This is a genomic window from Sporosarcina sp. D27 (assembly GCF_000586555.1).
Classification (GTDB): Bacteria; Bacillota; Bacilli; order Bacillales_A; family Planococcaceae; genus Sporosarcina.
In genome coordinates this window covers 67,500-91,584 of sequence record NZ_AZUC01000009.1, presented here as the reverse complement: position 1 = coordinate 91,584, position 24,085 = coordinate 67,500, and the positions used below count along the sequence as shown (strand labels likewise).

Annotated in this window: 15 protein-coding genes, 1 pseudogene and 1 riboswitch; of the genes and pseudogenes, 13 read left to right on the top strand and 3 right to left on the bottom strand. The window is 39.6% G+C overall.

Going from position 1 to position 24,085, the window contains the following annotated elements:
- Positions 1-186: 186 nt before the first annotated feature.
- The 4 genes from N693_RS0101480 to N693_RS0101465 all read left to right on the top strand — a co-directional run bounded on the left by N693_RS0101480 (position 187) and on the right by N693_RS0101465 (position 5,169).
- Positions 187-1,680 carry an aldehyde dehydrogenase family protein gene (locus N693_RS0101480; RefSeq protein WP_025783026.1) on the top strand — a complete coding sequence of 498 codons (1,494 nt, stop codon included), beginning with the start codon at positions 187-189 and terminating at the stop codon, positions 1,678-1,680.
- Between the two features lie 56 nt (positions 1,681-1,736).
- Positions 1,737-2,918, top strand: a complete 1,182-nt coding sequence (locus N693_RS0101475) for an iron-containing alcohol dehydrogenase (protein ID WP_025783025.1) — start codon at positions 1,737-1,739, stop codon at positions 2,916-2,918.
- 72 nt (positions 2,919-2,990) lie between these two features.
- Positions 2,991-3,992, top strand: a complete 1,002-nt coding sequence (gene speB / locus N693_RS0101470) for an agmatinase (protein ID WP_025783024.1) — start codon at positions 2,991-2,993, stop codon at positions 3,990-3,992.
- 346 nt (positions 3,993-4,338) lie between these two features.
- A complete protein-coding gene (locus N693_RS0101465; protein WP_025783023.1) occupies positions 4,339-5,169 on the top strand; it encodes a MerR family transcriptional regulator in 831 nt (276 codons plus the stop codon).
- 353 nt (positions 5,170-5,522) lie between these two features.
- Here the strand turns inward: N693_RS0101465 and N693_RS0101460 are convergent, their stop codons facing one another.
- Complete coding sequence (locus tag N693_RS0101460; protein WP_025783022.1) at positions 5,523-7,640, bottom strand: carbohydrate-binding domain-containing protein; 2,118 nt, start codon at positions 7,638-7,640, stop codon at positions 5,523-5,525.
- 197 nt (positions 7,641-7,837) lie between these two features.
- Between N693_RS0101460 and N693_RS18760 the strand changes: the two are divergent.
- The 4 genes and pseudogenes from N693_RS18760 to N693_RS0101440 all read left to right on the top strand — a co-directional run bounded on the left by N693_RS18760 (position 7,838) and on the right by N693_RS0101440 (position 11,389).
- Positions 7,838-8,524, top strand: a pseudogene (locus N693_RS18760) (response regulator transcription factor).
- Positions 8,505-9,809, top strand: coding sequence for a cell wall metabolism sensor histidine kinase WalK (locus N693_RS0101450; RefSeq protein ID WP_253271142.1), 1,305 nt, complete (start codon positions 8,505-8,507; stop codon positions 9,807-9,809). Before N693_RS18760 ends, N693_RS0101450 begins: the two are co-directional and overlap by 20 nt.
- A gap of 115 nt (positions 9,810-9,924) precedes the next feature.
- Complete coding sequence (locus N693_RS0101445; protein ID WP_025783020.1) at positions 9,925-10,734, top strand: polyphosphate polymerase domain-containing protein; 810 nt, start codon at positions 9,925-9,927, stop codon at positions 10,732-10,734.
- Entirely contained in the window at positions 10,703-11,389 is a 687-nt protein-coding gene (locus tag N693_RS0101440) for a DUF4956 domain-containing protein (RefSeq protein WP_025783019.1), read from the top strand. Before N693_RS0101445 ends, N693_RS0101440 begins: the two co-directional genes overlap by 32 nt.
- Before the next feature lie 271 nt (positions 11,390-11,660).
- Here N693_RS0101440 and N693_RS0101435 read toward each other — a convergent pair whose 3' ends face one another.
- Positions 11,661-12,245, bottom strand: a complete 585-nt coding sequence (locus tag N693_RS0101435; RefSeq protein WP_025783018.1) for a DUF3238 domain-containing protein — start codon at positions 12,243-12,245, stop codon at positions 11,661-11,663.
- A 228-nt stretch (positions 12,246-12,473) separates the two neighbouring features.
- Here N693_RS0101435 and N693_RS18755 point away from each other — a divergent pair, with 228 nt between their 5' ends.
- The 4 genes from N693_RS18755 (at position 12,474) to N693_RS0101415 (ending at position 16,466) form a co-directional block, all read left to right on the top strand.
- Positions 12,474-12,902, top strand: coding sequence for a MarR family winged helix-turn-helix transcriptional regulator (locus N693_RS18755; protein ID WP_051508665.1), 429 nt, complete (start codon positions 12,474-12,476; stop codon positions 12,900-12,902).
- A 547-nt stretch (positions 12,903-13,449) separates the two neighbouring features.
- Positions 13,450-13,659: a DUF4177 domain-containing protein gene (locus N693_RS0101425; RefSeq protein ID WP_025783017.1), complete on the top strand. Its 210-nt coding sequence runs from the start codon at positions 13,450-13,452 to the stop codon at positions 13,657-13,659.
- Positions 13,656-14,162: a DUF2165 family protein gene (locus N693_RS0101420; protein ID WP_025783016.1), complete on the top strand. Its 507-nt coding sequence runs from the start codon at positions 13,656-13,658 to the stop codon at positions 14,160-14,162. The genes N693_RS0101425 and N693_RS0101420 overlap by 4 nt, the downstream gene beginning before the upstream one ends.
- 219 nt (positions 14,163-14,381) lie before the next feature.
- Positions 14,382-16,466 (top strand): methyl-accepting chemotaxis protein, encoded by a 2,085-nt coding sequence (locus N693_RS0101415; protein ID WP_025783015.1) that lies wholly within the window; start codon positions 14,382-14,384, stop codon positions 16,464-16,466.
- A 133-nt stretch (positions 16,467-16,599) separates the two neighbouring features.
- Here N693_RS0101415 and N693_RS0101410 read toward each other — a convergent pair whose 3' ends face one another.
- Positions 16,600-17,037, bottom strand: coding sequence for a general stress protein (locus N693_RS0101410; protein ID WP_025783014.1), 438 nt, complete (start codon positions 17,035-17,037; stop codon positions 16,600-16,602).
- 157 nt (positions 17,038-17,194) lie between these two features.
- A riboswitch (cyclic di-GMP riboswitch) is annotated at positions 17,195-17,278 on the top strand.
- A gap of 139 nt (positions 17,279-17,417) precedes the next feature.
- Between N693_RS0101410 and N693_RS18750 the strand changes: the two genes are divergently transcribed.
- Positions 17,418-23,255, top strand: a complete 5,838-nt coding sequence (locus tag N693_RS18750) for an NPCBM/NEW2 domain-containing protein (RefSeq protein WP_025783013.1) — start codon at positions 17,418-17,420, stop codon at positions 23,253-23,255.
- Positions 23,256-24,085 lie beyond the last annotated feature (830 nt).

The following is a 24,085-nucleotide window of genomic DNA, read 5'->3' as shown; positions in this document are numbered from 1 at the left end:
AGAGCTGAATTTTTGAAATGAAGACAGCTTGTTCGGAATGTGTAAAAGTACGTACCATCGAAAATATCAAGATGAAACAATTATAAAGAAGACCTGTGGCCCGTTAACTAGATTAAATAATTTTAATACTGAAGATTTTAACGACCTGTATTGAAAAACTAAAAACATAAATTGGAGGTTATGAAATTGCTAAAGTTGAAAATGTTCATAAATGGTGAATGGGTAGATTCGGCGAATGGGGAAAAGCGAAAGATTATCAATCCGGCTAATAACGAAGAGATTGCGGAGGCTCCAAGAGCAAGTGTGGAAGAAACGCGGGAAGCTATTGATGCAGCACGTATTGCATTTGATTCTGGAGTTTGGTCAGAGTTGTCAACTACTGAACGAGCATCCTATCTATTTAAAATTGCAGACAAACTCGAGGAAAATTCAGCAGAGCTGAGTGCGCTTGAAATGTCGAATGTCGGTAAGCCTTTACGGGAAGCGGAATTTGATGTTGCCGATGCAATCGATTGTTTTCGTTACTATGGCGATCTTGTAACAAAACCAAACGAAGAAACGTATAAAGTTGCCGATCCGGTGCAAGGACTGATTGTCCGTGAACCTGTAGGCGTATGCGGCATGGTTGCTCCTTGGAATTTCCCGTTATTGACAGGGGCGTGGAAAATCGCGCCAGCCCTCGCAGCAGGAAATACGCTTGTGTTCAAGCCTTCGGAGATAACACCAATAACTACTGTTAAGTTATTTGAAATTCTTGAAGAAGTGGGCATTCCAGCTGGCGTTGTGAATTTGGTGACAGGTGGGGGCTCGACTGTTGGAAACGAATTAGCTGAGAGCCATAAAGTCGATATGATTTCATTCACTGGTAGTACAGATACAGGCAGATCCATCATGAAAGCAGCATCAGGAAATATTAAGAAAACGTCTCTCGAATTAGGTGGGAAGTCACCGAATATCATTTTTGCGGATGCAGACTTTGAGACTGCGGTTGACTATGCGCTTTACGGCATATTTGTAAATGCCGGGCAAGTTTGTAATGCAGGATCTCGCTTACTTCTTGAGGAAAGCATTCACGATAAGTTCGTCGACAGCCTAATTCAGAAAGCGAAGAACATTAAGGTGGGGCGTGGTGATGATCCAGCGACAGACATGGGTTCCCTTGTCAGTGAAGGTCATATGAACACAGTACTTAACTACATCCAAGCCGGCATCGATGAAGGTGCCGAATTGGCTTGTGGTGGTAAACGGATTACAAGTGAAGGGTTAGAGCAGGGGTATTTTGTTGAGCCCACGATATTTATTAATACAACGCCTGACATGCAAATCGTGCGAGAAGAGATCTTTGGTCCTGTCCTTGTTATTCAAAAGTTCAAAGACGAAGCAGAGGCAATTGAGCTTGCAAACGACACTCCATATGGTCTAGCAGCTGGCGTGTTCTCCCAAGATGATGCCAAAGCATTACGGGTTATTAAAAAGATTAGAGCAGGTATTACATCGATTAATGCCTTCAATCTTGCTTACGCTGAAGCTCCATGGGGCGGCTATAAGCAAAGTGGTCTTGGCCGAGGATTGGGCACTTTCGGTTTGGATGAATTTTCGGAAGTGAAGCAAATCAATATTAACTTAGATGTCAGTCCAACGAACTGGTTTGAAAGATCGAAAGCTGTAGAAAGTAAATGATAAAAAAGACATTTGTTAGTAAAAGAGCATTTAAAAATGGAAAGGGGATATGAAACATGAGATGGGAATTTAACTTTAATGTACCGACGTCTATTGAATTTGGGAATGGGACTGTGAACAATGTAGGGAAAAGAGCGAAGGAGCTTGGTGGTAATAAGGTACTCATTATTACCGATAAAGGACTTGCTCAAACGGGGATTTTAGACAGGATCACTAATTCCTTGGAGCAGGAAGGTGTCTCTTATCTTATTCATGATGAAATTACGCCGAACCCGAAAGACGTTGACTGCGTAAAGGCCTACGAAAAATTCAAAAATGAAAACATCGATCTGTTATTGGGACTTGGAGGCGGAAGTTCCATGGATACTGCCAAAGCGATTGGGGTATTATTCACACATGAAGGGGACCTTAAAGACTATTATGATTTTGATAAGCTCGAAAGGGAAATTACACCACTTATTTGTATCCCTACCACTTCAGGTACGGGGAGTGAAGTGACGTCGGGTTCTGTCATTACAGATACAGTTACAAAGAAGAAAGAGGCTATCCTCGATATTAAATTGGCTCCAAAACTAGCGATTGTGGATCCCGAATTGACGCTATCATTGCCTAAATCGATTACGGCCGCTACCGGGATGGATGCACTTACACATGCGATAGAAGCTTATACAGCTAATGTTGCTGAACCCATTTCAGATGCCCTTAGTCTATACGCGATTGAATTGATCGCTAAATATCTTCCAGTAGCTGTGGAAAACGGGAAGGATATCGAAGCAAGGCAAAACATGCTTGTGGGAAGTATGATTGCAGGTATGGCGTTTAATAACGCTGATCTTGGTGCCGTGCATGCAATGGCTGAACCACTTGGAGGACTGTATGACACACCACATGGAGTGGCGAATTCCATTTTCCTCCCTCATGTATTTGAATATAATATTCCTTCCAACCCGAAAAAACATGCGATGGTGGCTGAAAAATTGGGTGTGAAACCTGAAGGGAAGACCTTCGAGGAAATTGCTCAAGAAGGTGTTGTATTACTGCATGAACTTGCAAGCGAAATCGGCATTCCAAAATTCAGAGAGTTAGATAATGTGAACCCTGAAGATTTTCAATTTCTCGCTGAAGGGGCATTCAATCATTTATGCACCCTTACAAACTCTCGGGAATTATCGGAAGAGGACTACTTGAAATTATTTCAAAAAACGTATGAAAACAAAATGGAACTGTCAACGCATTAATCTTACGATGATACAATGGAGGATTTCCATTTTCAGTGCGTGACTATCACAGACGGAAAAGGAGTAATAATTATGGTTAATCCTGATGAGAAACAAGTTTTGAATTTGCCATTCACTGGCATATGTACGTTCGGAAAGTATCCGATTTGCCCAGATTTAGATCAGTTAGACGCAGATGTAGCGGTCATTGGAGTGCCAAATGATATGGGTACACAATGGAAATCGGGTGCTAGAATGGGACCGCGGGGTATCCGAGAAGGATCTACGCTATACAGCTTTGGACTAGAGGGTGCCTATGACATCGAAAATGATATTACGTATCTTGGTCCGGATTGGAACGTAGTGGATTGCGGCGATGTCGATATGGTGCATGGTGACCTTATGCAATGCCATGACAACACGGAACAAGCGATTCGTAAAATCGTTTCAAAAGGTGCCATGCCAGTAGTGTTGGGGGGAGACCATTCCATCACGGCGGCAGTAGGAAAAGGATTGGAAGAACTAGGTCCATTTCATGTGATTCAAATTGACGCCCATCTGGATTGGGCAGATCATCGCTCTGGCATGCGCTATGGTCATGGTAACTGTATCCGTCGTTTGTCGGAACTGGATCATGTTCATAAGATATTCCAATTTGGTATCCGTGGAATTAGTAGTAGTAAAAAAGAAGATGTCGATGCTGCAAGGGATTATGGTAGTGTGATTCTATCTCCACGTCAAATGAGAAAGATGGGGATTGGAGAGGTGTTGGAACAACTTCCAGCAGGAGAAAAGTATTATGTGACCATCGATATCGATGGATTGGACCCATCAATCGCCCCTGGGACGGGCACTCCTTCCCCGGGCGGCCTTCTGTACGACGAAGTGAACGAACTGTTGGAAGGGATTGCAAAAAGGGGAGACGTTATTGGCTTCGACTTAGTTGAAGTGGCGCCACCTTATGATCCTACCGGCATAACATCGCAAGTGGCGGCACGCGTCTCACTAGACTTGCTAAGCTATGTGTTAAAAGAAAAGGAACATAAAAAAACAGTCCAAAACGCAGAAGAGAAGATGGTAGCTGAACTGAAATAAGAATAACTGCTCCACTTGTTGGAAAACGATTATCTGTAGTGTAGTCTCCCCAATATAATATGAAAGTTCAATTGGACCTTGTCTCTTGGATGAAGGAAGGACTTAGTCTCCCTTTACAAAAGTCAGAAAAGGTTACAAGAGGCTCTTCAAGAAATCGATGTTACTGAATTTCAAGGAAACTGAAGAACGCAGGAGAATAATTGTGTATACAACTTATCATTTCCTTTTTAAAGGTTCCCGAGTGTAAGATAAACTCAGATACCTTTAAATTACTTGGAGATGGTAAGTTTTTTAGATAGTACCGAAGAATATAGTCGCAATACATAATCTTTAGGGGGTATGGGGGTTGAAAGAAAAATTGACCATCGGTGAAATGGCAAAGTTACGAGGGGTGACCACCGAGGCATTACGCCACTATGACCGCATTGACTTGTTCAAACCTCAATTTGTCGATCCTCATTCAGGGTATCGATACTATTCCATTTTTCAGTATGAAATACTTGGTACCATTAAAGAATTACGGCAACTTAGAATGACCACGGATGAGATAAAGGAATATCTCAATGAACGTAATTTCAGTAAGTCATTGGATAGTTTGAAAAACAAACATGAAGAACTTGTTTCAAAACTGAAAGAATTGAACGAGCTAGAGGAAAGTATCAGGGAAAAGATCATCTATTTAGAACGGGCAGAAAAAGAAAATGATCTTCAACGAGTTGTATTCCGTGAGATGAAAAGTAGGCAGTTGATCACTTTAAATGAGAAAATCAATAATAACTTTGAACTGTGTTATGGTGTTTTGAATTTGGAGAATATGCTTTCGGAGAAGACTCCGATACTAGCTAGCAACAGACTAGGCATCATAATCGAAGAAATGAATCTTAAATTGGAACGCTTTGAAGAACCTTCTACTATATTTATTGTGGCAAAGAATAAGGAAGACATTCCAAATACTTTTCAAATGACGATTCCAGAGGGATTATTTGCTTGCATCCGTTACAACGGGGAATTGCTAACAAGCCGTAGTGAAAGTTTAAGAACATTACTTCATCATCTTGACCTAAATAACTATCAAATCATTGGAGATGCATTGCAAATCATGCATCTAGATATTACGATTACGGACAAATCGAATGAGATCACCTTTGAAATACAAGTTCCCGTCAGAAAACTGTAGCTCATTTTAGGGGAACTAACTACTCGCTTCAAAGTGCGTTGCATCAATGACTATCGTTTCCTAAGAAACTTGAAGTAGCAGGACTTTTTGAATAAGTTCTAACACATTAGATTCGCAACTCAATGTCATTTCCAACACCTCGACAGTTGGGCTACACTGTGATTGTAGCGGAAATCTAGCCCATAGGAATGATTCCGCTCGCAGATGAAATCAACTTTACATGATTAATTCTATTGAAAAGACTGTAGACAACCCCATGATTTCTGGAGTTTGCCTACAGTCTGAACGCTATTCTTCGTGCGTGGTGTTTTGTTTTGAGGAATTGTATTTAGCGCATAGATAAAGCACAATACTTACTTTTTTTGTTCATCCTGTATGTTCGGGTCTCTTCTCGGAGGAATCTCAACTCCAAGGTCATCTAGCTGCTTTTGTGCTTCTTCCTCAGTAATAGTTCCTTCTCTTTGTTGGTCCATAATGATTTTTACTTTTGCACTCGTTTCCTCATCTAGATTGGGAAACATCTCTTCTTTATTTCCATTTTCATGTGGATCTCTACCTTCGGGTGCTCCCATTCCTCCAGGGCCACCCATACCACCAGGGCCGGAATTTTTTGCAGTGGTGATTCCAGATTCATCAAGCCATGTAACGGTGTCAGAAATTGTGAACTCAACTACTTTCGTTCCACCTTGATAGTCACCTTTTTCAAAAAGACCGTCACTTTCATTACCAGACGTTGTCCCTCCAGAGTAAAGCGTGTAGGAAGCATCTTTCGTTAGTTTTGGGGAGCTAATAACGACCGATTGATAATCTTTTGCGGGCGCAAATGTCACAATCTCATTTCCTTCGCTATCTTTCAGATGCAGTGTGGTTCCTGCAGATTGAGTCTCCGGATAACTCATTAAGATCGTGTGCTGTGAGGAATTGTCTGAAGTGGCCATCGCCATTCCTGAACTTCCGGCTGCGATGAGGACTCCGCCACTTATTTCAAAGTTTTCGTCATAATCCAACGCACCATTGCCGTTATTCGTTGGTCCATTGACAATCACTGTCCCACCTGTCATAGATATGGAACCATTTGAATCGAGTCCGTCACCGGCAGCATCGACATAGACATAGCCTCCATTTAATGAAAGCAAATGTTCTTTAGCTTCTGTTTGTTCAGTAGACGTGTCTGTCTTATCGTCGCCTCCGCTAATGTTTATGCCATCATCGACGGCTTTTACATGGATTTTTCCATCTGAGATTGTAATGGCATCACTTTCTATTCCTTCATTACTCTTCGTGATGTCGATATTTCCACCATTGATGAGAATGGATGTATCTGCATGAATTCCATCATCGCCAGTAGCAACATTCAAATCGCCGCCTGATATCGTGATCGAGTTGTCACAGTGTATCGCATCATCTAGTGAATCTAGGGTAAAGCTACCCCCGCCAATTGCCACCCCTTCAGTTGCCTTAAGCCCTTTGGCACTAGGTGTATCTGAGCTAGCTTCAGTTGTACTTGCCTCCATTTCTCCAGGGGCAGGTGGTTTTGTTTCAGTGTTCGTTATTTTTTTAGGGCTACCACCTCCGGATGAAATTTTGAAATCTCCGTCTGCAATCAGAAGGGAAGTCTCAGCCTGAATGCCATCCTCAGTTGACTGGATATCAAAACTTCCTCCTTCAATAGCGATAATCCCTTTGGAAGCATCTTTGTCATTTGTAGACTTCATCCCATCACCACTTGCATAGATACGGATCATACCCTCTTTAACAGCGAGGAGGTCACGACCCATTAATCCATCATCAGCAGATTGAATTTGGAGTGTTCCTCCTGTAATTTTCAATTGGTCTTTACTAGTGATTCCATTGTTGTAATTGCCATTTACGACTAGTTTCCCACTCCCGTTAATGGTGAGATCATCTTTGCTGAATAACGCCGCATTCGGTTCATCTTCCTCCGAATCCTCATAAACATATGTGGTTCCATCGGATAAATGATTTTCCGTTCCTTCTTCTAATGAAATAACGGTTTTTTTCGCTTGTTTCACGTAGATTGCCGAACTGGTGGAAGAATTGATCTCCACCCCATTCAGAACGAGTCGAACAATCCCGTCGTCTTCTGAATCCACGGTGATTTGCCCATCATCTAGCGTTCCTTCTATCGTATAGACTCCTGATGATTTGATGATGATGTTGCTTTTGTCGATGACTACGTCACCATCCCCTTGAAAGCTGGCATCATTTCCATTCAACTGAATAGCCGTTGCCTTTTCCAAATCCTCGTAAAAGTCTTCATCGGAATACGTTACCTTCTTGCTAATAACACTAGCCATTTCTTGACTGCCAGCCGTGCTTACGTTCACTGTATTTGCACTAGTTTCGTTTGTGGCTGTTGGATTTTCTGAATCATTGCTGCAGGCAAACAATAATGCAGTGCAAATAACAGAGGCAGATATCTTCATATACTTAGAATTTTGCTTTTTCATCATGAGCTCCTTATTGCAAATGAAATTTCACCTAGGTTTCAGATGATATTTTGCTGTGAACCCTATTATTCAAGATGAACCTTAAACAAACCTTAAAAAAAGAGCTGTGAAACTAAAGTTTGCTTTTATTTCAATTGCTCCTATAATCTAACGTAACCAATTAAAACTTTGGATAAATGGCACGAGGGGAGTCGTATATGAAATTACTAATCGTCGAAGATGACAAGTATCTCTCTGAATCAATATGTGAAACAACACAGGAAATGTTCGAAACAGAGCAGGCTTTCGATGGGGAGGAAGGGTTGTTTCTTGCACAACAAAATATTTTCGATGTCATTATTTTAGATATCATGCTTCCGTATATGAACGGTTATGAGGTATTAGTGAATTTAAGAAAGCAAAACATTCATACACCGGTCATCATGCTGACTGCCAAAGATGGAATAGACGATAAAATTAAGGGATTTAAAGTTGGCGCAGACGACTATTTAGTGAAGCCGTTCCATCGAGAAGAACTATAAGTGCGACTGGAAGCGATGGTAAGGAGATCAGGGGGATTGCTAAAGGAAAATGTCCTTACTTTTAAGGAACTCCAATTGAATATCAAAAATAAAACAGCGGAAATTAACGGGGAAGCACTTAAGTTGAACGGAAAACAATTCGGGTTACTAGAGTATTTAGTGAACAATAAAAATGCCATACTGACCAAGGAACAGATTTTTGATCGGATATGGGGGTTTGAGTCTGATACTTCTACTACTGTTGTAGAAGTGTACGCCAGCAATTTACGGAAAAACCTCAAGAGGTTTGGATATGATCACTATATCAAAACCTTTAGAGGGTTAGGGTATATGCTGGAAGATCATGGTGAAGGTAATGTTTAATAAACAGATTTTCAAGAAACAGCAGCTGAAATTTATGCTTTACAACTTGCTCGCTTTTACTGTGATTTTTACGGTCTTTAGTATCATCATATTGGGCCAAGTTCAAAATACATTATTTTCAAAGACGGACGGGGAACTTTGGTCATTCAAAGAAATGATAACAGACACCAATCCAAAGATGTTGCCGCTGCCACCTAAAGGAGGAGACTTAAACCAACCGAATGACGTGAGACAAAAAAATAAGCCGAATCCAAGAATGATTGTCATCCACTGGGATCGCGGTGGAAATATACTTAATAAAGACGAAGTGGGAACGACATTTTATGAAAATTATTTAGTGGATTATAAACTGGATACAACACACATTGACAAGATTACAACTACGAAAATCAGTGAACTGTATCAATTCAGATATATTCTTTTTGAAGACCGTGATGAACAGAATGAAACTGCCTATACGCAGCTAATGATCAACGTAGATGCTGAACAAACAATCATTTCTAACTTTGAGAAACTGATCATTATTTGTTCGGCAATCTTCATCGTCCTCTCGATTTCCGCTAGTTACTTGCTATCGAGAAAGATGATGAAACCGATTATTCTCTCTTGGAATAAGCAGGCGGAGTTTGTTGAAAATGCTTCACATGAACTCAGGACGCCTTTGACGATCATTCAAAACAAACTGGAGCTTCTCCTTACAGCACCTCAAGACAAAATTTCAGATCGATTTGAAAATATAGCACAAAGTTTGTCCGAAACAAGGAGATTGTCCAAGCTCACTTCGGATTTGTTAACCTTGGCAAGAGCAGATTCAGCGGAAACCCAGATTGTGAAGCAGTCTATTGACGTGGATACGTTTATCCAAAAAGTATGTACACCTTATAAGGAAATTGCCGAGTCGCAAGAGAAGCATTTTTCTTTAGAGTGTAAGACTCCTTTAACGATAGAAGCAGACGATACTCGGCTTCATCAACTGTTGGTTATTTTGTTGGATAATGCCCTAAAATATACAGGTGAAAACGATAGCATTCGCGTGAAAACATATGTCGAGGACCAAAAAGTTGTTATTGAAGTTAGTGACACGGGAATCGGTATTAAAGAAGAAAGTATCCCTCACATTTTCGATCGTTTTTACCGAGAAGACAAAGCCCGAACTAGGGAAACTGGAGGTATGGGATTAGGATTGTCTATCGCCCAGTGGATTGCATCGATACATGATGGAACGATTCATGTAAGAAGTAACCAACATAAAGGAACCGTCTTTAAAGTCAAGCTTCCAAAGTAAGAGATCACACCTACGTGATCTTTTTTTTGTTGTTGAACAATTGTTTTAAGGTTTGTTTAAGGTTGGTCTTTTAGTATGTAACTCATAGAGTGATAGCAAAAAGGAGTAGATACAAATGGCGATTGAAATCTTTAGTCGGAAAGAGCAAAAGTACCTCATCACTCACCGACAATACGAAGAAATTGTGCAACGGATTGGACCTGAGATGCGTAACGATAAGAACGGCATCGACGGAAAATACTCAGTCACTAGCCTGTACTTCGATAATGCGGAGAAAGGCATTTATTTTGAAACGAAGAACAAGCTTAAGTACCGACAGAAACTGAGGTTGCGTGTATACGATGATGCAAATCTAAATAGCACTGCCTTCTTCGAAGTAAAGCAAAAACATAAGAAAGTCGTCAATAAAAGGCGGATGCTTTTGCCACTAAGGGAAGCATATCGGTACTTAGAGGAGGATGGACAATCAGGTTTGGATAACTACGAAACCTCCAATTCACAGGTCATGAAGGAAATCGATTATTTCCGTAAATTCTATCGATTATCTCCTGAAATGGTCGTCTCCTATAGCCGTCATGCCTTGCATGGCATCCACGATTCAGAACTGCGCATCACATTCGATTTTGACTTACGTTGTCGGAAAGCAGATCTGCATATCGAAAACGGTCCATACGGGGAGCATTTCATTGACCCTGATCTCGTTGTGCTAGAAGTGAAAGTAGATCATAGTGTACCGCTTTGGCTCGCAAGGATTTTGCAGGAACTGCAATGTGAGCAACGCAGTGCTTCAAAGTTTTGTACGAGTATGGAACTACTGAGTGGAAATGTTTTACCACAAGCAGGATATTTTGAACCGAAAGAATTGGAAAAACCACATACAGGAGGAATAGAAAATGGATCAGATCACGAATTTGTTTACATCTAATGGGTTGGAAGGAGTCGTGCCGAACATGTGGATGAGTCTTTCTGCGATGGCTCTCGCGGCGATCTTAAGTTTAATAATCACGAAAGTGTACCAAATTACATTTACAGGAGAGCGCTATTCGCAAGCGTTCGTTCACACAATAATCATGATGAGTGTTGTCGTATCAGTCGTTATGAATGTAGTAAGCGGAAATGCCGGGGTCGCATTTGGTCTGTTTGCCGTATTCTCCCTCATCCGTTTCAGAAGTGCTGTAACTAATGCGAAGGACATCGCATACATCTTTTTCGGTCTCTGTGTCGGGATGACTGCTGGACTGTTTCAGTTCTCTCTGGCAATAGCCTTGACGTTATTCGCCAGCCTCATTTTCTACATTCTGTACAAAGTGGACTATGGTAAAGGAAAAGATACACAAATACTGAAAGTCACTGTACCTGAAAACTTGAATCACGAAAGCTTGTTTGACGATATTTTGAGTGAGAGAACCGAATCCTACCAACTCCGACAAGTGGAAACAACAAACTTAGGAACGATGATTCTCTATACATTTGCGATTCGAAGCAAAACGGATACAAAAGATCAGGACTTGCTGAACGAAATCCGTGTGCGCAACGCGAATTTGAAAGTATCCCTATCCTACCTTAATATACTAGACTGAACTTAAAAGCGTTGCCTGTGCATGGTTCAATTAAGAATTGATCCGATTATTGTAGTGCACAGGCAACGCTTATATTTGTATTAACTAATTTTTTTGCGATCATTATGCCCGGCATCGCATGATATATGAAACTGAAACGAACGCAAAAAAATTCCTATGCTTGTACAAAACTCATACAAACATAGGACACCACTAATTTTAGTACTCCCTCAGCAGGAACCGATCCTGTATAAGGTTATTGTTTATATTCTTTTAGATCAGGTTTCCCAGTTTATAATGTCTTTTTGAAACTATACTCCATCTCTCCAGCCATAGCTGCTGGTGTATCACCAGTTTTTCTAGGATCATGAGTATGAATTTGTTCAAATGGACCAAAATTTACTTGTTTATAGAATTCATAACAAGGAAATCCATCATGTTCTCCTTGAATCTCGGCACTACCATCTTTATTTACTTGTACAGTTAATAAGTAGTCAACAGGAGGTGCATATACATTTAATGGGTTGCTAGCACTGGCACTCATTTGAAATTGAACATCATCAGAACTCCATACGATATTGGTACAGATAATACCGTCTGTGCTAGCTTTCCCATTCCTATAATCAATAGAATTATCGGGATTTGTAACTTTTTCTGTTGTAATACCAGTGTTCGCATATAAGAAAATTTCTCTCTTATAAAAATCGACAATGACTTCTTGTTCAACTCTGGAACGCATTGTGTTTACTGCATATGGTGTGAATTCACGCGAGTCGCCTTCGAATTGGATTACTTTCCCTGTTTTAATGTCCTTCTTAGGTTCAGTCCAAGACACTGGAATAAACACGCTTGCTCTGATTTTAACGATAGTAGTCATCAAAAACACCTCTGCAATTCTAATTTTATTTTTGAAAATAAAAATCTTGAGAAAACAAATCGTATTTCTTCGCTTACGAATGATAGCCACGACGATAATTTATTTACATTTTGTGGAGTCCTGTTTCTGTTACACATCATAGTCAACTTGATTGACCATATTGTGTAGAGTACAATGAAATCAAAACAAAGTCAACCTAGTTGACTTTGTTCGGAGGAGGTTTACTGCATGAATGATATAGTATTTAGTGATTTAGATCTTACATCACTTTTATCATTATCCTATAACTCAACAATCAATGAACTACATGAAAAATTAAGCGATTTGGGATTTGATGATATAAGACCTGCACATGGTTTCTTGTTGAAATGCATCATTCCTAATGGAGCGACAGGTATAGAAATATCTGAGTATCTAGGGATTACCAAGCAGGCTGTCAGTAAAATGGTGGATTACCTCGAGAAAAGTGGTTATGTAATGCGTCAAATTCATCCCACTGATAAAAGAGGAAAAATTATTGTTTTGACTGAACAAGGTTGGTTAGTTGTGAAAGCAAAAGAGAAGATACTAACGGAGATTGAGGGACGTTGGAGTGAAAAAATAGGTAGTGAACGAATGCAAGTACTAAAAGGAGATTTGTTAAAAATAATTCTTTAAAAAAACGAAGGTGAATGTTCATCTTTTCAAGACCTATTTGGTGAAAATTAGCTTCTAAAAAGGACTGGAAATCAATTCGATTTCCAGTCCTTTTGTCTTTGTAGTGATGCTATTTCAGGAAATAGAATGAGCTGTGAACACGGCGCAGTAAGCATGAGTATGCTCATATCGGAGATTAACTTTTTATGATAAATTCTATTGTTAAAGAAAAAAGACAATTGGATAACACAATAATTTATGGAGATAGCCTGCTGTTAGAAAATCATTCAAAGTCAATGTTTTTTTATGAATAATGTCTAGGTGATAAATAGAAGTTGAATTTCTATTATGAGTAGGGGAGTACGCTCTTTTTCTTAGCTCCCTAAGGGCTTCAGGATTATATATCTATAAAAAATACAATAAATTAAAGTGGACTTTATAATTAGTTTTAAGAACTAATGATGAACTTATTACCTAAAGTATCTACAAAGAAGTGTTGACTAAAGTAATAGATAGTAGTAGTTTAATTTAGAAGTTATGACCTGGATATATGGAAAGGACGATAGTGATGGTTGAGTATCATATCGAGCGCATTGAAGTGCATCACGGGCGCGAGGGGATTTCACTTGCTGAAGATTATGGGCAGCTCATTGCCAAGTTTGCGAGTGAAGGATGGCGATTTGTGCAGCTGGTAAATCTTTTAGGATTATCTCTGAGTGAGCGACGCATCGACCTCATATTTGAAAGGGAAAAAAGAAAAGGAAGTGGCATTATATGAATACCATTGCATTGAGATTATTGAAGACAGTTACATTACTACTTGCAGGACTTTTTGGCTTTTTTGTATTTGCAGGAAACTTGATGGATTATAATTCTAATTATGAATTTGTCCACCACGTTCTTTCTATGGACACAACGTTTGAAGGGAACTCATTGATGTGGCGTGCGTTTGAAAGTACGACCGTACACACAATTGCTTACTGGGGATTAATCATCGCTGAAGGAATTTTTAGTGTACTTGCTTTCATCGGTGTTTACCATATGTTGAAAAATATTAAGGCACCTGGTCGGAAATTCAATCAGTCTAAGGCATTTGGTTACTATGCATTCATTCTTGGTTTTGCAATTTGGTTCTTTGGCTTCGTTGTTATCGGTAGCGAATGGTTTGCTATGTGGCAATCGCAAATTTGGAATGGCAAAGAGACTGCAATGGATATCACTTCCGTGTGGATCGGCTTCGCTATTTTACTAGCGCTTAAAGACGAAGATTTAGATGCATGATTAGTTTGACTCAGACACTTAAGAAGTTCTAAGTGATAGGGGTTGAGACTAAAGTGAAAGCCTTTCGATTGAGCGATCAATCGAAGGGTTTTTGTATGAAAAGAGATCACATCAACGTCTGAGAGTTCACTTGAAATTTATAAGAAATGAATGATTAAACATCTAAAGAAATAAACCGATAATACATTTGAACTAATACAATAAGAGGTGAAAAGAACTATGAAAAAAATGGGAATTTTCCAAAGGAATTTAATACTGACCTTGGTAATTTCAATCTCTGTTCTGGTTATTGCAATTGTTTCTTTAAATTATATTCGATCACAAGAGAGCTTAGAGGTTGAAAAAGAGCAATCAGAAAAGCTGATTGAGGAAAATCTGCTAAGCGTTATTGAAAGTTCGGATGTAGCCTATTCGATAATTGAACAATCACTTTCAGGCAAAATGGAGGCATTTACAAAGATTCTTCAAGACGAATACAAGAAGAACCCAAATGTAGAATCTTGGGATCTAGAATCATTCAAGAAGCGATTTGATGGGTTTGATATCTTTATGATCAATGACCAATTTGTCGTAGAATATGCAACAAGAGAAGCAGATCTAGGTCTCGATTTAAAAGAGTTTGGGTTACAAGATCTCTTGCAGCAGAGAATGGATGCAGGTGTTTTTGTTGCGGATCGACTGGAAATTAGTGCTGCTACGAAAGAGACGAATAAGTTCAGTTATACACCTACCCCTGATAAGAAATATATGATTCAAATCGCTGCAACAGCGGATCAGTTTTCGGACTTGATTCAATCGATGGACTTAGAAAAAGTGACGGCGGATTTAAAAAAGAAACATGAGTATGTTAAAGATATCGGTATCTATACGATTGACATCGATGGTGTACCTTCCTATTCGATGAATAAGAAGAATGATAAGGGAGAGGCTGCGCTCCTACCTAAGTCACTGATGAAAACAGGCACAAAGGCAATTGTTGACAATAAAGAAAAGGTCATCAAGAACCTAAGTGGCGAATCAGGTCTGTCCCATAAATTGATTCCCCAAATCGATTTAGATGCAAGTGAGGATAATGCATTTCGACAATCACGCTTACTGGCTTTAACGTATGACGAAAACTATTACAACAAAAGATTGCAAGCAAATAACATAACTTCAATTGTGATGGTAATCGTTTCAATAATTGTTTCTGTTTTATTATCCATCGTAATTGGACGTCGAGTGTCCAAGCCGATCCATGAGTTCAGCCACGTTATTGATCAGACTGCTAAATTGAATTTCACGAAAAATGAGCATGTAGACAACTTGCTTACACGAAAAGATGACTTTGGTGTATTGGCTGAACAGTATGAAGAGATGCTCGTATCGGTACGAGGGGCTTTCGAAAAAGTCATTGACTCTTCAGACCAATTACTAGCCATGTCGAGCGAATTCACTGCCAGTGCGGATGAGACCAAAATTGCTTCTGTACAAATTTCTGACTCTATTCAAGAAATGGCTTATGAAACAGAAAACCAAACACAATCTGTCCAACATGCGGTTTCAGATATTGGAACGATTAATCAGGAAGTAGATCGACTTTCTGAGAAGATTAGTAATGTGAATGAGCTTGTACAGCATACCGTTTCGATTTCAACAAACGGAAATGCACGTGTTCAAGAGACTGAAAAGAATATGGAGCAAATCAATAACTATACGAGACAGTCTAAAGAAACTGTCATCGAACTTCACGAAAAGTCGTCTAAGATTGAAAACTTCTCAGACTTCATTACCTCTATTGCTGATCAGACCAATCTGTTGGCACTGAATGCGGCGATTGAATCGGCACGTGCAGGAGAAGCAGGTAAAGGATTTGCAGTCGTTGCGGATGAAGTGCGGAAACTCGCAGTAGAATCGAGTAGTGCTGCTAACCACATAAGCCAACTCATCAGTGAAATCAAACAGGATATTTCACAAACTGTCGACAGCATGACAGATGGTTATGAAGCAGTGAAAAATGGAACTGCCTTAGTAAGTGAGTCAGGAGAAGCCTTTAGAAGTATTTTACTTGCAGTCCAGTCTGTCTCAGAACAGACGACTGAAGCGACAACGATTTCAGCTGAAGTAGAAAGTGTAATGGGAAATTTACTGAAATCGATTGAGCAAATCTCCTCACTTTACGAAAAATTGGCAAGCCATTCTGGAGAAATTGCAGCAACGACAGAAGAGCAAACTGCTACAGTTGAAGAAGTCGCTGCCGCTGCCAAGAACCTAGCCGACATTGCAGAAGACTTAATAGGTGAAATAGGAAAGTTCACTGTATAACTCGTAGATGACCACCATGTACCTTTAGAAAAAACAATTAAAACGTTAAGAAGGCAGCCGATTGTTAATGGGCTGCCTTCTTTTTATTAGCGTTAACGAAGAGCAATGGAAGTAACAAATTTTAAATTCGTCTTCACTTTTGGGGCTGAAGAAATACCAGGATTTTACCCTCCTGAACGTCTTCAGAATAGCGTTCAGCTTCCTCATCGGGGACTCCGATTTCCATAAGTGCATGCTTCAATCCACCAGCACCGGAGCTGGCACCTACTACTGCTCCGCCAATCGTTGAAATAATAGGACCAGCAGCCAAAACGGCACCAAGTCCGGGAACCGCGATTGCAGAGATTCCTGCAATTACGCCCGCTATTCCAAGTGTTCCACCAGTTAATGCCCCAGCGATGGCCCCATCTTTAGTGGAAGGTTTTACTTCCTGAGTAATTTCAGGAAGATTTTTTGTGTTTTTAGCAATAACTGAAATCTCCTCAGTTGTGTGGCCAGTTGCTTTTAAGCCTTCTACAACTTCAACAACTTGTTGTTCATTCTCGTATACGTCAATAACATGATTTTTCATTATCAATTACCTCCTGTTTGCTTGAACCATGCATTCTATACCCCCTCTTTCGTTTTTCTAGACACATTTCACCTTGAACAAAAAACAAGAAACTTGAATCTAGTACTATTTGTTCATGGTGTGGAACCAAAGGTATGATAGTATTTAAACTATAAAATAACTGAATAGGCAAACCTAAAGAAATTTAGGGACGCAAAGCTATAGGGACTAAGGTGTATCACTATGTCAGCCAGTTGCCGAAGAGTACACACTACTTTTTGTTTAGTAAAGTTAACTAACTGCTACTTGTTTTTTTTGACTTTATTTAATCCGAAGCTACTCTTTTTGAGTAGCTTTTTTGTGCGCTCAGTAGGAAATATATTCATGAGGAGGAAAAGCATATGAAGATGATTGCGTTTGCAACAGCAGCAGCCTTGGCTCTTAACGTAGTCTGCAGTCCGATTTCTGTTTTAGCAAATGAACACTCGCAAGAAGGATTAGTCACACCTACTGATGCAGAAAGTAACCAAAGTTCCGGTATTGCGTCGGTTCGAAAATTTGACTTGTACGGAAAAGCGAGTTTACCGGCTTACGATGAAGTATTCAAAATGCCTATCACGAATATCAAATCTATCACAAACAATGGAGGAAACTACTCGGGCTCTCCTATTAAACACGCGATTGACGGAGAACTAAATACACACTGGGAAACAGGTAAGCCTAATAGTAGTTCATTTACTAATGAAGTTGTCGTGAACTTTAACGAACCAGCAACTTTAAATAGAATTGTCTATGCCGCGCGCCAATCCACTACCAAAGGAAAAGGCTTTGCACAAGCGTTTGAAATCTATAGTTCTCAAACAGCAGAAGGTAATGATTTCTCATTAGTTTCTTCAGGAGGTTACAACGGATCAACAGGGGATGTTGTCGAAATTCAATTTGCTCCTACAGAATTTAAGCGTGTTAAATTTGTATTCACAAAAGCTAACCAAGACTGGGCAAGCGCTTCAGAGTTTCAATTTTACAAAGAAGATCCTGTATCTGACAAAATGAAAACGCTATTTACGGATGCTTCGCTAAGTTCAGTTAGCGAACAGTTTAATACGCTGGATGCGTTAACGAGATTGGATGCTGAAGCAAAGGGGCATCCGTTATACCCTCAATTCAAAGAAGATATCGAGAATGCAAAAGTACTCATTAATAAAGTACAAATCGAAGCGACTACTGCAAAAACTAAGCCGTTTCTTCATTATTCAAATGAAGCTTACTCTCAGTTATTTAGAATGGATCGTCAAAACATCAAAGGGATTCGCAACAATGGTGGTCATTATGCGAGTGCCGTTATAGAAAATGCAATTGACGGCAACCTTAACACTTACTGGGAAACGAACAGAAGTAACACCAATGAATTTTCAAACGAAGTCGAAGTCGAATTTAAAAATAGCGTAACGTTAAATCGGCTTATGTATGGGGCAAGACCTTCTGACCGAAAGGGGTTCGCTGAAGAAGTTGAAATCTATACTTCCAAAACATCCAAAGGGGACACTTATCAGCTTGTAGCAAATGGACAGCACAAGATGGTAGCTGGTTTAGTTGAAGTTAAGTTTGAACCCACCGAATTTAAACGCGTTAAATTTAAATTCAAGAAATCTAACCAAAATTGGGCCACTATATCGGAACTAGCCTTCTACAGTCAAGACCCGATAGAAGAGCAAGTCAACAATTTATTCACAAATGGTCTTATGAACGAATTAAAGCCGGAGTTTGCATCTATGAGTGCAATTCAACAATTAGAGGAAGAAGTTGCGAAGCATCCATTAAAAGAACAGTTACAACAATACGTAACGATGGCAAAAGACGTATTCAACAACGTAAATGTATCTAACGAATCAATCGTAATTGCTTCTCAGCGGGGGAACTCAAAAACAGAAGCCAGCAAGCATCAAATTGCCAGAACCTCTTTTTCACTAGATACATTTGGCAGATATGTTGTGCCAGGTGAGACAATCCAGGTCACGGTTGAAGCTGATGAAAAAGGTGTCATGCCGAACCTAGTTCTTGGTCAAATAGCTGATGATAAAAATGGATGGATTAGAAGATATGAACTAAAACAAGGATTGAATAGAATAACCGTTCCAACATTCGATAACATGAAGCCTGCAGTTGCATATGTGGAAAACAATGCGTTACCAACTGAACAAGCATTTGCTCCTAAAGTTAGACTAGTTGGGGGAACTGCATTCCCTGTCTATTATTATGGAATAACAGATCCCGCAACGTATGAAAAAGAGTTGGAAAAGTATGCAGCAAACATTAGTGTGAACGATAACGACTTTGCTAACGGAAAACCGGATGATGTGGTGTATAACGTCTCTGAACTAGTATCCGAAAACAATACAATCTCTACAAGTGCTGCGGGCGCCCTAAAGGGAATTAAAGAATTAAAAGGAACAGGTAAGACTGTATCAGACACGATGAAAGAATGGGAAATGATGTGGACTGAGTACCAAAGAATTAGCGGTGCTGTTGAGGATGATCAGGATCCAAGAAACCAATATTTCAATGCGAAGTTTACATCACGGGTATTCACCAAAGGTCCTTATGGATGGTCAGATTGGGGCTACACAGGATTTAACGGAGGGAATTCTCCAAGAAGAGACGATGGATTCTTCAAACAAATCGTAAAGCCATTTAGTGTACCTGGAAATGATGGTTGGGCTTATTATCATGAATGGGGCCATAACATTAATAACTCCACGATGGAACACACAGAGATAACAAACAACATCTACTCAGTAATTATGAGAAAGAAATTCAATAACAGCACAGAAGACCGTGTAGATTGGAATTCAATGTACAAAAGGTTTTCAGGTGAAACGGTTCAACATGGTTTCTGGACGTACTTAGGGGTACTTGAGCAAGTTCAATATTATTATGGCGAAGATAGTTATGGTAAGGCATCTCGAATTGCTCGGACAAACCCTGACGGTGTTATGAATGGATTAGGAAGTAATTTGCAACGATTAGTTGTAGGATTATCTTTAGCAACCGAAACTGACCTAACTGCATTTTTCGAAGACTGGGGTTACGTAACAGCTACAGATAAGATGAAAGAGAAGGTAGCCCATTTACCAAAGCCCGATGTGAAGTTAGAATACATGCATAGTTTAGGACGAGATTATACAGGTACCGGGTTCTCAAAAGATGCAAAAGTAACTGCTCAATCGATTACTGCCAATCCAGATAAAAAAGAAATTAACTTGTCTTATGCTATTGATATAGCAAATAAGGATGCTGCTATGGGATATGAAATTCTCAGAAATGGCAAGGTAGTAGGCTATACAACAGGTACTTCATTCATTGATAAAAACGTAGATACAACTGTTCCTTATACTTATGAAATCGTCGCGTATGACAAGAAATTAACGCCATTAAAACCTGTGCAAGTTCACTCTCAGCAGCCGAACTTATCTGTAGAAGACATAGTAACGTTAAAATTACATCAAGCGTTTGATCCAATGGATTTCGTAAAAGCATCCTCATTTACCGGCCAAGACATTACAAAAGATGTAGTGGTAAAATCGAATACTGTAGATGTAACGAAAAAAGGATCTTATGAAATTGTTTACGAAGTGAAGAATGCGAATTTAACTGAAACAAAGAAGACGAAGGTTACTGTAACCAGTGACTTTACCTATATTTCTGATATGAATGCTAAATCCGTTAAAACAGATTGGAGTTCATTGCAAAAAGATAAAGCAATTTCTGGTGGGCTCATCACATTACGAAGACAAGGTAGTGATGCGACGTATCCTAAAGGAATAGCTATTCATGCCAATTCTGAAGTTGTGTATGACATAGCTGGAAAAGGGTTCAATTTCTTTGAAAGTTATATCGGTATTGACCAATCTGTTAGAGGACAAGGGTCTTCCGCAACTTTTGAGATTTGGGTAGATGGAGAAAAGAAATTGGATAGTCGTGTATTCAAAGCAAATACAGAGCATGAATTTGTGAAGGTTCCAGTTACAGGGGCTAAAGAAGTAAAGCTCATTACAACAGATGCAAAAGACAATGGGATTTCTTCAGACCACACGGTTTGGGCAGATGCAAAGTTTACGAATGATTCTAGTGAGCCTACATTAAATGTGTCTGAAGATCTCACGTTCGTTAAACTGAACAAAAAGGACTTTACAATTTTAGATGGTGTAGAGGCGTTTGATAAGGAAGATGGCAATTTGACCAATCAAGTCAAAGTAACAGCTGACAACTTCACAATTTCTAAAACAGGAACGTACCAAGTTTCATATGCAGTCACAGATAGCGATGAGAACACGGTTACGAAAACGAGGAAAATCTATGTATATAGCGATGTCGCTTTCGCGAGTGATATAAATTGGACGAGTGCACAAACGGCATGGGGCACGGTGAAAAAGGATCATGCCTCATCTGGCGGTGCGATTAAAGTACTTGTAAATGATGCGACTAAGGAATTTACTAAAGGAATTGGGACCCATGCAAATTCATCTATTGTGTATGATCTTGCGGGTAAAAACTACGATTACTTTGAGACACTCGTTGGCATAGATCGAAACATCGCTGAAAATAACAATTCAAGTGTGACGTTTAAAGTACTGGCAGATGGTCAAGAAGTCTATAATAGTGGCGTTATGAAATATAATACAGAAGCAAAATTGGTAAGGGTACCTTTGAAGGACGTTAAGGAATTAACGCTCATTGCAAATGATTCTAGTAACGGAAATACATCCGACCATGCAAACTTTGCAGATGCTAAGTTTTATATTTCGAATGGCCTGCCTCAGCTTACAATACCTAAATCGGTAGCAACTAAAGTTGGGACGTCTATCGATTTAAGCGAAGTTTATTCCGCTATCGATGCTGAAGATGGCGATTTATCAGCCCAAGTAAAAGTGACAGGTAAAAATCAGGTGAATTTTGACCGAGCTGGTAAATATCAAATGACATATACTGTGGTAGATAGTGATGGCAATGAAATATCCAAGAAGCGCTTCATATCCGTAGTAAATATGGAGGACTTCAATTATCTATCTGATTTCGAATGGAAGTCTACACAAAACAGCTACAAAACTCCTTTAAAAGACAAAGCAATCAGTGGTCAACCATTACGATTAACAGGAAATGATGGAAATGTGCAAGCTTATGAGAAAGGGATTGGCGCACACTCCAACTCAACAATCGTTTATGACTTAACTGAGAAAGACGCCGATTATTTCACTTCATATGTGGGGGTTGACCGACAAATGCATGGCTCAATCGGATCCGTCACATTCCAAGTTTTTGTAGATGACGTGAAACAATTCGATAGCGGAATGATGCATTCTACAGATCCTCAGAAGTTCATTGAAGTAAAAACAGTTGGGGCAAAAGAGCTGAAATTAGTCGTGACTGATGGCGGGAACGGAAATGGTTCAGACCATGCGACATGGGGAGATGCTAAACTCCATTTTGCGAACGGTGAAAGAGTGTACATTCAAGATTTAGTAAATGCAGTTGAAGAGGCGAAAGCTATCGATTCTGAGAAGTTTTCAACTGAGAGTATGAGTGTACTCCAGAATAGTATTGCAAAAGCAGAAGAGATTCTTGCCATGACCCAAGTGACTCAACTAGAAATCGATCAGGCTTTTCAAGAGCTCCTGCAGGCGAGGTCCGAACTAGTGGAACTAGACTTAACTCAAGTCATTACAGTTCCTGATAAATACCTTAGAAATCTTATTAAGCAAAAACTAGGGATTACTGGGGATCTCACACTAGGAGATTTGCATAAACTAACGAGTCTAGCTGCTCCTAATGCAAGGATTAACAGTCTGGAAGGTTTGCAATACGCAAGAAACTTAGCTTCATTAGATGTATCAGGAAATGAAATCACGGATTTCTCACCACTGAAAAATCTGGAGAAATTGAAGATGATTGTGGCGCATCCTCAACTAGTGGCAGTGAAAAGCTTAAAAGGGCCACACCTAACTGTGGAGAACTTAGTGAAAGGGTTGAATGGTCAATATCTAAATCCTTATCAAATTGTCCTAAGAAATACAAAAAACAATGAGATACTAAATGTAGATGTGGATCAATTCAAGCCAAATTCGGAACAGTTTACATTAGATTTTTCACAAGTAGAGAAAGGCACGTATATGTTGGTTGTAGCTTATAAGTTAAAAGAAGATGCAATCATTCAATTAACATATTTTGTAGATCTTCGTTAATAATGAGTAAGGGCTGTCCCAAAAGGTCATAATTATGACCTTTCTGGGATAGCCCTTTATGTTTGGTGACAATTTGTCGTATAGTTTACGGTGGTGCTATCCTTTTCAGTCAGAAAGTGCTTATAAATCCCAGAAAGTGATCATACCCCAGGGGAAGTGCTCATAAATCTCGTGAAGTGATCATAACCCAAGTAAAGTGCTCATAAATCCCAGAAAGTGATCATACCCCGAGTGGGAGTGTTCATAAATCGCAGATAGTGATCATAACGCAGGAAAAGTGCTCATAAATCGCAGAAAGTGATCATAACCCAGGGGGGAGTGCTCATAAATCCCAGAAAGTGATCATAACTCATGAAAAGTGCTCATAAATCACAAAAAGTGATCATAACCCAGGGGAAGTGCTCATAAACCTCAGAAAGTGATCATACCCCAGGGAAAGTGCTCATAAATTAAGGAAAGTGATCATCCCCCGGGAAGTGCTCATAAATCGCAGAAAGTGATCATAACGCAGGAAAAGTGCTCATAAATCTCAGAAAGTGATCATAACCCAGGGGGGAGTGCTCATAAATCCCAGAAAGTGATCATAACTCATGAAAAGTGCTCATAAATCACAAAAAGTGATCATAACCCAGGGGAAGTGCTCATAAACCTCAGAAAGTGATCATACCCCAGGGAAAGTGCTCATAAATTAAGGAAAGTGATCATAACTCAGGGGGGAGTGCTCATAAATCCGAGAAAGTGATCATAACTCCGGGAAAGTGCTCATAAATCTCGTGAAATGATCATAACCCAAGTAAAGTGCTCATAAATCCCAGAAAGTGATCATATCC